The sequence below is a fragment of the Moritella sp. 28 genome (assembly GCF_018219435.1).
GTDB lineage: Bacteria > Pseudomonadota > Gammaproteobacteria > Enterobacterales > Moritellaceae > Moritella.
Window position 1 is genome coordinate 1,167,000 of record NZ_CP056121.1, and the last position, 13,633, is coordinate 1,180,632.

Genomic DNA, 13,633 nt, shown 5'->3' on the forward strand with positions numbered 1-13,633 from the left:
TGTAATGATTCCTGAGATAGGACATTTTAGTTTAATTGTAGCGACGGCGTTGTCGTTCTTGCTGGCAATTTATCCACTTATAGGCGCAAAGATTAATCATCCTGGTATGATTAATAGTGCTAAACCATTAGCTATTATGCAATTTTTGCTAATGAGTCTTTCATTTGCTGTTTTAGCTTACTCATTCGCGACTGATGATTTTTCAGTCGGTTATGTTGCAACTAACTCAAATTCATTATTACCGATACAGTATAAAATATCTGCTGTGTGGGGCGGTCATGAAGGGTCATTATTACTTTGGTCTTTAACGTTAGCTATTTGGACTGCTGCTGTGGCGGTGTTTAGCCGTGGTATTCCGAAGGTTGCACTCGCTCGCGTGCTTTCTGTGATGGGTATGATAGCGATTGGTTTTAACTTGTTTATTTTGTTAACGTCAAATCCATTTGATCGTACTTTGCCTTACTTACCGCTCGATGGTAATGACTTAAATCCATTGCTCCAAGATGTTGGCCTGATTTTCCATCCACCGATGTTATACATGGGTTATGTTGGCTTCTCTGTTGCTTTTTCTTTTGCGATTGCGGCATTGATGGCTGGTCGTCTTGATTCTGCATGGGCGCGTTGGTCTCGTCCTTGGACATTAGTTGCTTGGGTATTTCTAACTGCTGGTATCGCATTGGGTAGTTGGTGGGCTTATTATGAACTCGGCTGGGGCGGTTGGTGGTTCTGGGATCCAGTAGAAAATTCATCATTTATGCCTTGGCTTGCAGGTACTGCGTTGATTCACTCACTTGCTGTAAGTGAAAAGCGTGGTGTGTTTAAATCATGGACTGTACTATTATCAATTGCGGCCTTTAGCTTGAGTCTATTAGGTACTTTCTTAGTACGTTCTGGTGTATTGGTATCTGTGCATGCATTTGCGTCAGATCCTGCGCGTGGTTTGTTTATTTTAGCCTTCTTAATTGCGGTTGTTGGTGGTTCATTACTGCTTTTCGCAGTAAAAGGTTCAGAGATTAAGAGTCGTGGTAAATACGGTCTGTTTTCTCGTGAAACTTTCTTGTTGGTGAATAACGTATTATTAATTGCAGCGCTATTAGTTGTACTGATTGGTACTTTGTTACCACTGGTACATAAAGAGCTGGGTATGGGCTCGATTTCAATCGGTGTACCATTCTTTAATAATATTTTCTTCTACATGATTATTCCGTTTGCAATTGCCTTGGGTGTTGCTCCGTTATTACGTTGGAAGAAACAAGAAGCAGATTTACGTCCACTGTTTAAACAGTTAGCGATAATTGCGGTAGCGAGTATCGTGTTAGCCGTTGCGTTACCGGCAATCTTTGCGGACAAAATTAAGATTGTTGCAGTTATTGGTTTTGCACTCGCTTTTTGGGTGATTATCACCAGTGCGCTAGAAGTGTATATCCGTGCAACGCATCGCCATAGTTTTGCGTCTGGTGTGATTAAACTAGGTCGTAGCCATTGGGCTATGGTACTTGGTCACGTTGGTCTAGCGATGATGCTGATTGGTATTTCTGCAACTCAGAATTACAAAATCGAAAAAGACTTACGTATGCTACCGGGCGATGAAGTTGTCTTTGCGGATTACTTATTCGAGTTCGAGCGTATTGCTGAATCAAATGGCGCGAACTACGAAGGCTATGAAGCGGTATTTAAGGTCAGTAAAAACGGTAAGTTTGAGACGGTATTACGCGCAGAGAAACGTAACTACTTAGCTCAACGTGGCATGCCAATGACTGAAGCTGCGATTGATTGGGGTATAACTCGTGACCTTTATATCGCATTGGGTGAACAGTTAAAAGATGACTCATGGGCAATTCGTATCTACTACGAACCCTTCATTCGTTTCATCTGGTGGGGTGGCTTAGTCATGGCTATCGGTGGTTTATTAGCTGTATCTGATCGCCGTTATCGTTTTGTGAATAAACGTGTAGTGAAAGCGCAATAATTAGGACAAGAATAATGACTAATGATGTGAAAAAAAAGAAACAGTTAATGACACGACTAATACCCTTAATTGTATTTTTATGTGTGTCTATATTCCTTTACATTGGCTTATTTCGTGACGCTACCGTTTTAGAGTCGACCTTTATTGGTCGACCTGTTCCTGAGTTTGCATTAAACGATTTAGTTGAACCTGAGTTGCAGCATGATAAAAGTGTGCTGTCAGGTAAACCTATGCTGTTAAACGTATGGGCAACGTGGTGTCCAACGTGTTATTCCGAGCATAAGTACTTAAATGAACTGGCTGAAGACGGTGTTTATATTGTTGGTATGAATTACAAAGACGAACGTAAAAAAGCGTTGAAATGGTTAGACGAGTTAGATAATCCATACAAGATCAGTCTTTATGATCCTGATGGCATGCTTGGCCTTGATCTGGGTGTTTATGGCGCGCCTGAAACCTTTTTCATCGACAGCAAAGGCATTATCCAATATAAGCACGTAGGTGACATTAACCCGCGTAATTGGAATGGTGAATTGAAAGCTGTTTATGAGCAATTGAAATAAGGACTTAAGATGAAAAAATTATTCGTATTAATGACTTTAATGCTCAGTTTCAGTGTTGCTGCGGTTATTGATGTCTATGACTTTGAGACTGAAGAGCAAGAAGCCTTGTTTAGAACATTAACGGCAGAGTTACGCTGTCCTAAATGTCAAAATAATAACCTTGCGGACTCGAATGCCTCGATTGCTCAAGACATGCGTCAAAAAACTTACAACATGGTTGTTGATGGTAAGGAAGAAGATGAGATTGTTACTTATTGGATTGACCGATTTGGCAACTTTGTTCTCTATAAGCCGCCAGTAACTTTAGGTACTGCCATTTTATGGGTTGGTCCAGGTTTGTTTATACTATTTGGTGGTCTGATTATTGTTCGTAACAGCCGTCGTAAAGTCAGCGTTAAAACGGATGACCGCGACGAAGAGTTATCGAGTGCGGAGAAAGACCGTTTGGCCAAAATTTTAAAGGATAGCGAGAAATAGCATGTTGTTATTTTGGATAGTAAGTATTGTATTGGTGATCGTTGCCGCGCTGGCATTTGTTATCCCTGTTACGGGTAAGAGCAAATTAACTGGCGCGACACGAGACCAATTAAACAAAGACCTTTATAAAAGTCGAATTAGTGAATTGGTTGACGATGAAGATCAAGGTTTGTTAGACAAAAGCGAAGAGTTTATTGATGAAATGCAACGTGGTCTATTGGACGACGTTCTTGATGAGAAAGTTGCTAAAGTTAATACAGCTCACTCACCATTTATCTGGCTTGCTGGTGTAGTGTTTTTAGTTGTTTTCTCTGTGTCTATGTATCTGACATTAGGTGCACGTGACAAGGTAGCTAACTGGGAAGATGTATATTCACGTTTACCTGAGCTAACAAATCGCGTAATGAATGAAGGTGATATAGTTACTGATCAAGAGATCTCAGACTTTAAGCTAGCATTGACTACTAAGATGATAGAAGAGCCGGACAATGAATTTGGTTGGTTATTATTGGGTCGCTTAAACGTTGCCTTAGGTGATCCAAACGCGGCATTCATTGCGATGGATCGTGCGTATAAACTCGCACCGATGAACACATCTATTGTGACAGGTTATGCGCAAGCATTAATGCTGAGTGATGATCCAGATAAAAATAACTTAGCACGTAAAATATTGATGGGTCTGAAAAAAGAAAAGCCTGGTGATATCGAAGTATTATCTACGTCTGCGTTCATGGCGTTAGAAAACCAAGATTACCTTGGCGCAATCGAGCAATGGCAACGTATGTTACCGTTACTTGCTGGTCAACCTGATCGTATCGAGATGATTAAAGGTAGTATTGAATACGCAAGAAAACAGATTGAAGCGAAAGGTGGTACAGCTCCAGCTATTGCTGATACTGCAACCGATAGCCGACCTGCAGCAGCCGCAAATGAAGCCGCGGCGGGTAATGAGCAAGTGACGATCAGTATCACTTCTGACCAAGCGAAGCTTAAAGGTTACTTGTATATTTACGTGCAAGCGGCAGCGGGTCCTAAAGCGCCACTGGCTGTTAAACGTATCACGAACCCAACATTCCCATTAACTATCTCATTATCAGATAGTGATGCGATGATGGCGCAAATGAAGATGTCACAATTCCCATCGATTAAAGTGAGCGCGAAGCTTTCTCAAGATGAGAATGTGATGACGAAAGATGATGACATCAATAGTAATATTGTGATTGTTAATGAAGGCGATTCACGTTCAGTGACGCTTAATTTTAGTCGTTAATTAAATAAGATGTTACTGATGTTGTAACGTCTTATTAGCGCTTGTTAATCAGCCCTGCGGAAATTATTTATATAATATCCGCAGGGCTTTTTGGTATCTGTTATCTGGTTTTTAAATTAAACACTGACAAAAAGTTTATGATGAAATTCCAAAAAATATTACGCTGCACGCCAGTTGATAAGGCGTTAAGCAGCATCGAAGGAGTTGTTAGTGCTAAACGTAAGAATTAAAATTTCAGAGAAACAAGCGAAAAAGCTAATTTTTGATCTGGTGAAGTATAGTGACCACTCAAATCGAAGTTTGACTGATGGACTGAAAAATAAAACAATTGAGCATTGGTTCGAGCAGAATAAATATCCTTTTAAACGTTTAATTTCAGATACGCGAGATTGGGGATATACGGTGCCATTTGTCGAAAATACGATGGATAGCAAGGTCTACATCTGCGGTGCAGGCATTATCAATGTAAGTGATTATCAAAGTGAATTTGAGTCAGCACTGGAATACCGTAATTCAGCGATTAACAACGCTGATATTGCAGCCTACCACGCATGTATTGCCAAACTGTTCGCATCTTTAGCATCATATTTATACCTTAAAGCTGAATGCTACAATGCTGAAAATGAAGACAAGTTAGAAGACGCTCAAGGAAGCCCTGCTTCTTTAGAAGACAAAATAAAATTGTGGGTTCCAATATTATCTGGCGGCAAAGAACTAGATAGTAATAAGAAATCTTGGGATCTGTTTCAAGTACAATTGGCTCAGTATAATGAGGATGCTATCAATCCTAAATGTTCAGCTCAAGATTTATCATGTGTAGAACTTGCTGAAAAAGTGAATGACTTGCGAGGTGGTATTATCAATATAATATATGAGCTCCATGTATTGTTGAATGATGAAATTAAATCTCAGTTGGTCAGGGCTGTCTATTTTCCCGATGTCTATGTATCCGAGTACTAAGCCAATCCTGTAGGACTTAAATATATACCCAAGCATCTTGAAGTTGCTTGGATATACCGAGCCGTTCGCTTCGCTGTATTTAGCCCTCAGCCTTCTATATCATTAGTACATATCAATCCCTTGGTAAGATTGTAAAAATTGGCGACCACAATCAAGTCCTTGTTGATAATCATAATCAAGCGATGTCTTCTTGCTACCAATCAATTTTGATTTTAATAATTGAGTTGGATGCAGTTCGTATATGGAAACATCTTCTGGTGGACTCTCTAAAAACATCTGAGCTCTGATATACGACTCTTCATGATCGATTAAGTTATTCACTATCTCTTTGGTTTTTAAATTTTTAATATACGGTGTTAGCTTAGCTAAAAATTTATGTTCACTTTTGACCTCTGGCGGAGCCGTTCTAATCACAACAATATGCTTATAGCCTCGTCTATGTACTTCTTCTAAAGGTATTGGCGCCTGCACACCACCATCTAACCAATGATATTTATCGAGTGTGGCTGGTGTATTATAAATGCCTGGAATAGAGCAACTCGCTTTTAATGCCAGCTCCCAACCAGCCCCAAATAAGTCAAAATAATCCACCTGGTTATTATCAGCTTGAGTCGCCGTTACTAACACTTCACGGTTTTTCATGTTTTCATCACCACGGTTCCAATCAAGTGGTATTTTTGTTTTTGTTTGTTCAATCAACCAATCAAGATCCATACCTTTATTATCGAATAAAAAAGAGCGCATGTTAAAGAAGTTTTTATGCATTGTGGCTTCTGTAATCACACGATAGGCGTGTCGATATTGTCCACAAATATAGGAGGCAAGATTTAATGCGCCTGCCGATGTACCAATTAATAATGAAAACGGATTAAATTTTTCTTTAAGAAAAGCATCTAGCACCCCCGCAGTGAAAATACCTTTTTGACCGCCACCTTCGACAACAAGCGCAATGGAATTGGATTTATTAACACTGTAATCTCGGTTTTCTTGGGAATGAATAGCTGAATAGTAGTGGTGCTTACCTGGCATTTAAACTCCTAAAGTCATCCTGTTCAAGGCTCGTAAAAATACGCGACAATACACGAATTATTTGTTTAGATAAGTAATTACATCGAGGGCGTTATGCTATTTCAGCCACAATAAATGACCTTCAATAAGCTAATACTACAGAATGTTTTCTTATGTGACTTTCGAGTTAGAGACATTATATATCTAAAAAAGGACAAGGTTAGCTACCGATAATCTGTGAACGTAGATAATAAGTTCTGAATTGGAGTGTGACCAGTAACTCTTCTGGTCAGCAGGAGATTATTCAGTTTGAAAGTGAGACCGGTAAATCCTGACTTATTAACGGAGATTAGAATGAATGTGAACTCAGATACACAAAGTTGGTGGTTCAGGCTTTGGAGCAACGCGCGATAGAGGTTATAACGCTGTTATTAAAATATAACCTGTTAGGTATGTATTAAGGTTGTGGTTAATCTATCGCCAATTTTTGCGCCAGGCCATTTTTTGGGCAAACAAACGGACTTATAATTTGCAATGAAATCTGAGACGTTGTTTGTTTCATTTAGCTTGCCATTTATTAAGTAGGAACCTGCGTTCGCATCAAAGAATGTTAATACTCCTTGATTATAATAAAAGGCGATGCAGTGGAGTGAATCATCGACTGAGAAAGAGATAAGAGCACCGTATTGTCTTTTTCCCAGACTTGATGAACGCTTTAAATAACCAGCTAGTGTTGAAAATTCAGCGCCCTTCCAGTTAATGAGGGGTTTAGACTGTAGCTCCAGTGTTCGAGCAAGTATTGCAATTTGCTGCGAGCCACTATAGCCCGGTACTTGCCGTGCTTGTTTCTGCATTATATTAGCGATGCCTGTAACTTTCTTTGCCCTTTTACTATCCACGACATTTTTATGCGCTAGCCGGGGAAATTGCGTTCTTTGATAAAAACGATGAGTTAATTGCTCCTTCAACCAAATGATGGCTAAGTCGGAACAAAATCCGTTTGTATCTGTAATGTCTAATTTGTCAATCGTGTGACGCTGTTGTGACTTAGATAGTTTTGATGAGTAATTGTTTAAGCTATTGTAGAATTTATTTCCTGACATATATCCTTCTGATATTTTTGATTATTCAATGTTATCTCGTGTGACGGAGATGTATGTAATATACCATATAATTAAATTTAACAAGAAATGGGCGTGTAAGTAAAAGTAAGGCTATGCTTTGCTAAATGATAATGCTGGGCTCATATGCTTTTAGTGTTAAGCGATCAGGATCTTGTTGTAAAACTCGCGCCTCAAATAAGCCAGTAATAAAATTTAAATGGCGACTCTAGGTGAACAGGGACTTGCTATTATCGCGAAAATACCTATGATACGCGCTCTATTACTTCGATTATTGAATACGGGTTGACTATGTATAAATTAAATCTTGATATTGCTGATTTCATGGAAAATTATTGGCAGAAAAAACCACTGTTAATTAAAGCGGGATTCAAGGACTTTATCGATCCAATCAGCCCGGATGAAATTGCTGGTTTAGCGATGGAAGAAGAGATTACGTCACGTATGGTTTCACGTGAAGATGGTAAGTGGGAAGCTAAATGCGGTCCGTTTACTGACTTTGAGCGTATGGAAGCACCGGGCGCCGCTATCTTAGTGCAAGCGATTAATCACTGGCATGATCCTTCCGCTGAATTAGCAAATACGTTTAATTTTATTCCTAGCTGGCGCTTTGATGATCTGATGGTATCTTACAGCACAGATACAGGTGGTGTAGGTCCGCATATCGATCGTTACTGTGTATTCATCATTCAGGGTCTAGGCAAGCGTCACTGGCGTGTTGGCGCTCAGGATATGAATCCTCAAGAGTTTGCTGCAAACGGCGCGCTGAAGCATTGTGAAGCGTTTGATGCCGTTATTGATACAGTATTAGAACCTGGTGATATTTTATATATTCCGCCTTATGCACCGCATGAAGGTTATGCTGTTGGCGAAGCGATTAACTACTCTGTTGGTTTCCGTGCGCAAGACCAGAAAGAACTGTTAAATGACTTTGGTGATTACCTATTACAACAGGACAAAGAGTTTGTTCGTTATAGCGATCCTAAGTTACAACCACGTGCACAGCATGGTTCTATCGAACCTAGTGAAGTTCAAGGTTTAACAGATATCATGACATCGTTAATGGCTGATAAAAGCGTTATGCATGATTTTCTTGGCCGTCATTACAGTGAATCTGCGCACGAATTAGATTTAGTGGCTCCTGAAGGTGGTTACATTGCAGATTACGCGATTGTAGTAGATGAAATTGGCATGGAGTCTTACTTACGTAAAGTGAATGGATTGAAGACATTATACTTCCCTGAAATGCCAACGAGTTGCTTTATTGATGGTGAGCGTTATGACTTTGACGCAAGCATTGCTGCAAGTGTACAGACGTTATGCAACACCACTGAGCAGTCAGCAAAAGAACTTGAAGTATTAATGGAAGATAAAGTATTTGGTCAACTGTTGATTGAATGGGTTAATTTAGGTTACTGGCACTTCGAATAACGGTAATACGCTGTTAGCTGAGTCAATAAGCACAATCAGTAGCACTAAGGCTTGATGGTCTTGGTGCTTTTTTTTGTCTGTAATTTGGCAGTAATAGTAAAGCTAGTAGAGTAGAGGGTAAGAAAAGAGGTTAAACATTATCGGCTAAGCTGAAATCGGGTAGGAGGGCGTTAACTGTTTTTCAGGAAAAAAATAACCCCAGCTATTTGCATAACTGGGGTTAGGAAGATTAACTAAAAATAATTACTTATTTTTTAGCGTTCTCTTCTTTAACTTTAGCGATAACGCCTTCAGCTACGTTAGCTGGACAAGGGTTGTAGTGTGAGAACTCCATAGAGAACTGACCACGACCAGATGTCATAGTACGTAGTGAACCGATGTAACCAAACATTTCTGAAAGAGGTACGTCAGCTTTAATACGAACACCAGTATTACCAGCTTCTTGACCTGCGATCATACCACGACGACGGTTAAGGTCACCAATTACGTCACCAACATGATCGTCTGGCGTGAATACGTCAACTTTCATGATAGGTTCAATCAGTTGAGCACCCGCTTTAGGGATAGACTGACGGAATGCACCACGTGCAGCAAGTTCGAATGCTACTGCTGATGAATCCACTGCGTGGAAGCCACCATCGAATAGTTCGATTTCAACGTCTAGTACTGGGAAGCCAGCTAGAACACCAGTGTCCATCAAGCTCTTGAAGCCTTTCTCAACAGCTGGGAAGAATTCTTTAGGAACGTTACCACCAACAACTGATGCTGTGAAAACGAAACCTGAACCAGGTTCACCTGGCTTGATACGGTAATCGATTTTACCGAATTGACCACTACCACCAGATTGTTTCTTATGCGTGTAGCTATCTTCAATTTCTTGCGTAATAGTTTCACGGTAAGCAACCTGCGGAGCACCAACAACTAGATCAACGCCGTATGTACGCTTAAGGATATCAACCTTAATGTCTAGGTGAAGTTCACCCATACCTGAAAGGATTGTTTCACCTGAATCTTGGTCAGTTTCAACTTTGAATGTTGGATCTTCAGCAACCATTTTACCAATCGCAATACCCATTTTCTCAGTAGAACCTTTATCTTTAGGTGTTACAGAGATAGAGATTACTGGTTCAGGGAATACCATTGCTTCTAGAATGATAGGATCTTTCGGATCACATAAAGTGTGACCAGTTTGAACGTTACCTTTCATACCTACGATTGCAATGATGTCACCAGCTTGAGCGCTAGTTAATTCGTTACGATCGTCAGCTTGCATTTCACACATACGACCAACACGCTCAGTTTTACCTGTTGCAGCGTTAAGGATCGTATCACCTTTCTTCAATGTACCTGAGTAGATACGAACGAAAGTAAGTGCACCAAAACGGTCATCTGAAATTTTAAATGCTAACGCTTTAAAAGTTTCATCACTTGAAACAAGTGCAAATTTACCTGTTGGTTCGCCTTCTTCATCAGTAAGCGGTTGAGGATCTACATCTGTTGGGCTAGGTAGGTAATCAACAACAGCATCAAGAATTAGTTGCATACCTTTGTTCTTGAATGCTGAACCACAGTAAGTTGGGAAGAAGTCCATTGTACGTGTACCTTTACGGATACAACGTTTGATTTCTTCAATAGAAGGTTCAGTACCTTCCATATAAGCTTCTAATAGATCATCGTCTTGCTCTACAGCAGTTTCAACTAGCATCTCACGGTATTCTTCTACTTTGTCAGCCATGTCCGCAGGAACATCTGTGATTTCGTAGTTTTCTGGAAGACCAGTTTCATCCCATACGTATGCTTTACGTGTAAGAAGGTCAACAACACCAACGAAATCGTCTTCGATACCGATTGGTAGAACCATTACTAGTGGGTTAGCATCTAGTACGTCTTGAGTTTGCTTAACAACACGGTAAAAATCAGCACCCATACGGTCTAATTTGTTAACGAAGATGATACGAGCAACTTCTGAGTCATTCGCATAACGCCAGTTAGTTTCTGATTGCGGTTCAACACCACCAGAACCACAGAAAACACCGATACCGCCATCAAGTACTTTAAGTGAACGGTAAACTTCTACTGTGAAGTCAACGTGTCCAGGAGTATCGATAACGTTAAAACGGTGATTATCCCAGAAGCAAGTTACAGCTGCTGACTGAATAGTAATACCGCGCTCAGCTTCCTGTTCCATGAAATCTGTAGTTGATTCACCGTCATGAACTTCACCAGTTTTGTGGATCTGACCAGTAAGTTTTAGGATACGTTCAGTTGTTGTTGTTTTACCAGCATCAACGTGAGCGAAGATACCGATATTTCTGTATTTAGATAAATCTGCCATTATGTTCTCTATAATTTATTTATTTAAAGATTCGCGCGGAGTATATCACGTTTTTTTGAGAACAAAAAAGAGATAGGGGGCTATAAGATGCATTTACGGTGTTTTTTTCCATTTCGATATAATTAATTTGCATTAAGGCTATAAAAATAGGATTCCAGGTAAAAAAGTTGGGTTTATATTCTAAAAACAGGCGCAATTTTAGCCGAGCCTGTTTTTTATATACTTACCTATATATGATTCAAAACTGTTTTAATAAGCTTGAATTATAGTCATCAAGGGTAATGGTTAAATTCTTTTCTGTTATGAGACTATCTAACTTTGTTATGTCGGCCGTTAAACTTTCCATCGTTAATGTATTGTTGTCTAAATGGTACAGTTGCTTCGATGCGGCATAATAGTAGTTTAGGATGGTAATGGCATCTATATTGGTGTTGTCACTGTCACTTAAGGCTGTTTGGATATGGTGAAGCTTACGGTAAATCTTATTGTTTTCTTGTTTTAGCTTCCAGACATACATGACTTCAACTAAATAAGGATGGCGGCGGATAAGGTTAAATACGACCAATAAGCTAATCACACCAAGGATCACACCAGCTAAATTTAGTTTAAAATTATCCTTGTCAGGCTCGGCAAAAAAATGAATTAAAACTTGACCATAAAACAATGCAAACGCGATTAACACGGCTGTAGCGACAATACTCGCCATGTTTAAGTGTTTACGGTAACGAACTTTGTTTATTTGTTGTAATTTCATTTACTTTCCGCTCTTTAATGAAGAGTGAATATTCTAGCAAATACGGACGTAAATAATAATATTAACTAAGGACAAATGATTAAATAAATTGCGAGTAGATTGAATTGGGGGGCGTCAAACTTGGCGTGTTAAAGGATTCTTAAAGAAGCACATTGCCTTGTGATTAAAGACAATGTGCAATACGATTATTTCGCGCTATTGTTTGCAGAGCCAGCAGGACGACGACGGTTGCCTTTATTTGCTGATGGATTTACTTCACTGCGTGGGCCTGTGTGACGACGGTTCTTACTTGCCGGCTTGTGACCACGTGAATTTTCACCTGAACGTTGACCATCTTGATGATCTCTTTTTGGCTTTTTCGCTTTTGGTGGACGAATACCCGGTGTAGTCGGGAATGAATCCATTGGTGCAAAACCGTCTACAACAACACGCTCAAGGTGCTTCTGCGTTAATTGTTCAATCGCTACAAGCTCTTTAATTTCGTCATGACAAACTAATGAGATTGCAGTACCTTCAGCGCCAGCACGACCAGTACGACCGATACGGTGAACATAATCTTCTGGTACGTTTGGTAAATCGAAGTTAACTACTTGTGGTAGTTGTTCGATATCGATACCACGAGCGGCAATATCAGTCGCAATAAGTGCTCTTACTTCACCTGATTTGAAGTTCGCTAGTGCTTTAGTTCGTGCACTCTGGCTCTTGTTACCGTGAATAGCAGCAGCATTAATACCTTGCTCTTCTAGGTGTTTGGTTAACTTGTTCGCGCCGTGTTTAGTTTTAGTAAATACCAACACTTGCTTCCAGTCGTTTTCTTTAATTAGGTGTGTTAAAAGAAGTGGTTTTTTCTTCTTATCAACCGGGTGCATCCATTGTTCAACCGATTTAGCAGCTGCATTACGCGGCGTCACTGAAATCTCAACTGGATCGTTGATTAAGCCTTTAGCAAGTTGGCGGATGTCATCAGAAAAGGTTGCTGAGAATAATAAGTTTTGACGTTTTTGTGGTAGCACTGCAAGGACTTTACGGATATCACGTAAGAAACCCATATCAAGCATGCGATCGGCTTCATCTAATACCAAAATTTCTAATTGGTGAAAGCGAATAGCGTTTTGATTATATAAATCTAATAAACGGCCAGGCGTTGCTACTAAGATATCAACACCACGACGTAAACGCGCCATTTGTGGGTTAATTTTAACGCCACCAAATACCACTGTCGAAGTTAAACGTAAATGCTTGCTATATACTTCAACGTTTTCTGCAATCTGTGCTGCTAGTTCACGTGTCGGCGTTAAGATTAATGTACGTGCTTGATTGGCTCGTGGACGTGGGCCTTGGCTTAACTTTTCTAAAATAGGTAGAGTAAAACCAGCTGTTTTACCTGTCCCTGTTTGTGCCGCAGCCATTACATCCCTACCTGACAGTACAGCTGGTATTGCTTGCGCCTGAATTGCCGATGGTGTGTCGTAGCCTTTTTCTGCTACAGCCTTTAGGATTGGTGCGGATAAACCGAGGTCGGTAAAACTCATATAGTGTCTCTTTATCTAGATGGTTGCTATTTAATGGATTGTGCTTAGTATAACAGCGGTGCTGCAGGGTACATGATAGACTGTCTAAGTGCAAACTAGATAATTATTGCTATCTATAGCGCAATGGTAAATAACTTTGTTGACAGCTAATTTTAAGTCTATATAATTCGCAGCAGCTTTAAGGTTAGTTTTATGAATGAATTCCATTTCGAA

Annotated in this window: 11 protein-coding genes; 6 read left to right on the forward strand and 5 right to left on the reverse strand. The window is 39.9% G+C overall.

The annotated features are described in order from the left end of the window. The first annotated feature begins 4 nt into the window (after positions 1-4). From HWV02_RS05385 to HWV02_RS05405, 5 genes are all read left to right on the forward strand, one after another. Positions 5-1,969 (forward strand): heme lyase CcmF/NrfE family subunit, encoded by a 1,965-nt coding sequence (locus HWV02_RS05385; RefSeq protein ID WP_211689873.1) that lies wholly within the window; start codon positions 5-7, stop codon positions 1,967-1,969. A gap of 14 nt (positions 1,970-1,983) precedes the next feature. Next, positions 1,984-2,532 (forward strand): DsbE family thiol:disulfide interchange protein, encoded by a 549-nt coding sequence (locus tag HWV02_RS05390; protein WP_211674435.1) that lies wholly within the window; start codon positions 1,984-1,986, stop codon positions 2,530-2,532. Positions 2,533-2,541: 9 nt separating this feature from the next. Then, on the forward strand, positions 2,542-3,009 hold the full coding sequence (locus HWV02_RS05395; RefSeq protein WP_211674436.1) for a cytochrome c-type biogenesis protein: 468 nt from the start codon (positions 2,542-2,544) through the stop codon (positions 3,007-3,009). 1 nt (position 3,010) lies between these two features. Next, positions 3,011-4,279: a c-type cytochrome biogenesis protein CcmI gene (gene ccmI, locus HWV02_RS05400; RefSeq protein WP_211689874.1), complete on the forward strand. Its 1,269-nt coding sequence runs from the start codon at positions 3,011-3,013 to the stop codon at positions 4,277-4,279. A gap of 210 nt (positions 4,280-4,489) precedes the next feature. Then, entirely contained in the window at positions 4,490-5,239 is a 750-nt protein-coding gene (locus HWV02_RS05405) for a hypothetical protein (RefSeq protein WP_255550599.1), read from the forward strand. A 102-nt stretch (positions 5,240-5,341) separates the two neighbouring features. On the opposite strand, the gene HWV02_RS05410 is transcribed toward HWV02_RS05405, so the two are convergent. Both HWV02_RS05410 and HWV02_RS05415 read right to left on the reverse strand, forming a co-directional pair. Then, positions 5,342-6,268, reverse strand: coding sequence for a patatin family protein (locus HWV02_RS05410; protein WP_211689875.1), 927 nt, complete (start codon positions 6,266-6,268; stop codon positions 5,342-5,344). A 425-nt stretch (positions 6,269-6,693) separates the two neighbouring features. Next, entirely contained in the window at positions 6,694-7,350 is a 657-nt protein-coding gene (locus HWV02_RS05415) for a hypothetical protein (RefSeq protein ID WP_211689876.1), read from the reverse strand. A 309-nt stretch (positions 7,351-7,659) separates the two neighbouring features. On the opposite strand from HWV02_RS05415, the gene HWV02_RS05420 reads away from it, so the two are divergent. Next, a complete protein-coding gene (locus HWV02_RS05420) occupies positions 7,660-8,799 on the forward strand; it encodes a cupin domain-containing protein (RefSeq protein ID WP_211678841.1) in 1,140 nt (379 codons plus the stop codon). Between the two features lie 247 nt (positions 8,800-9,046). Here the strand turns inward: HWV02_RS05420 and fusA are convergent, their stop codons facing one another. The 3 genes from fusA to HWV02_RS05435 all read right to left on the reverse strand — a co-directional run bounded on the left by fusA (position 9,047) and on the right by HWV02_RS05435 (position 13,420). Next, entirely contained in the window at positions 9,047-11,134 is a 2,088-nt protein-coding gene (gene fusA / locus HWV02_RS05425; protein WP_211678842.1) for an elongation factor G, read from the reverse strand. 238 nt (positions 11,135-11,372) lie between these two features. Next, the gene (locus HWV02_RS05430; protein WP_211678843.1) at positions 11,373-11,888 is read right to left on the reverse strand and encodes a DUF3087 family protein; all 516 of its coding nucleotides are present in this window, start codon (positions 11,886-11,888) and stop codon (positions 11,373-11,375) included. A 185-nt stretch (positions 11,889-12,073) separates the two neighbouring features. Next, positions 12,074-13,420 (reverse strand): DEAD/DEAH box helicase, encoded by a 1,347-nt coding sequence (locus tag HWV02_RS05435; RefSeq protein ID WP_211678844.1) that lies wholly within the window; start codon positions 13,418-13,420, stop codon positions 12,074-12,076. Positions 13,421-13,633: the final 213 nt, after the last annotated feature.

Excerpts from the sequence above, each read along its gene's own strand:
- HWV02_RS05385 (WP_211689873.1), top strand. The coding sequence starts at position 5 with ATGATTCCTGAGATAGGACATTTTAGTTTAATTGTAGCGACGGCGTTG.
- HWV02_RS05390 (WP_211674435.1), top strand. The coding sequence starts at position 1,984 with ATGACTAATGATGTGAAAAAAAAGAAACAGTTAATGACACGACTAATA.
- HWV02_RS05395 (WP_211674436.1), top strand. The coding sequence starts at position 2,542 with ATGAAAAAATTATTCGTATTAATGACTTTAATGCTCAGTTTCAGTGTT.
- ccmI (WP_211689874.1), top strand. The coding sequence starts at position 3,011 with ATGTTGTTATTTTGGATAGTAAGTATTGTATTGGTGATCGTTGCCGCG.
- HWV02_RS05410 (WP_211689875.1), bottom strand. The coding sequence starts at position 6,268 with ATGCCAGGTAAGCACCACTACTATTCAGCTATTCATTCCCAAGAAAAC.
- HWV02_RS05415 (WP_211689876.1), bottom strand. The coding sequence starts at position 7,350 with ATGTCAGGAAATAAATTCTACAATAGCTTAAACAATTACTCATCAAAA.
- HWV02_RS05420 (WP_211678841.1), top strand. The coding sequence starts at position 7,660 with ATGTATAAATTAAATCTTGATATTGCTGATTTCATGGAAAATTATTGG.
- fusA (WP_211678842.1), bottom strand. The coding sequence starts at position 11,134 with ATGGCAGATTTATCTAAATACAGAAATATCGGTATCTTCGCTCACGTT.
- HWV02_RS05430 (WP_211678843.1), bottom strand. The coding sequence starts at position 11,888 with ATGAAATTACAACAAATAAACAAAGTTCGTTACCGTAAACACTTAAAC.
- HWV02_RS05435 (WP_211678844.1), bottom strand. The coding sequence starts at position 13,420 with ATGAGTTTTACCGACCTCGGTTTATCCGCACCAATCCTAAAGGCTGTA.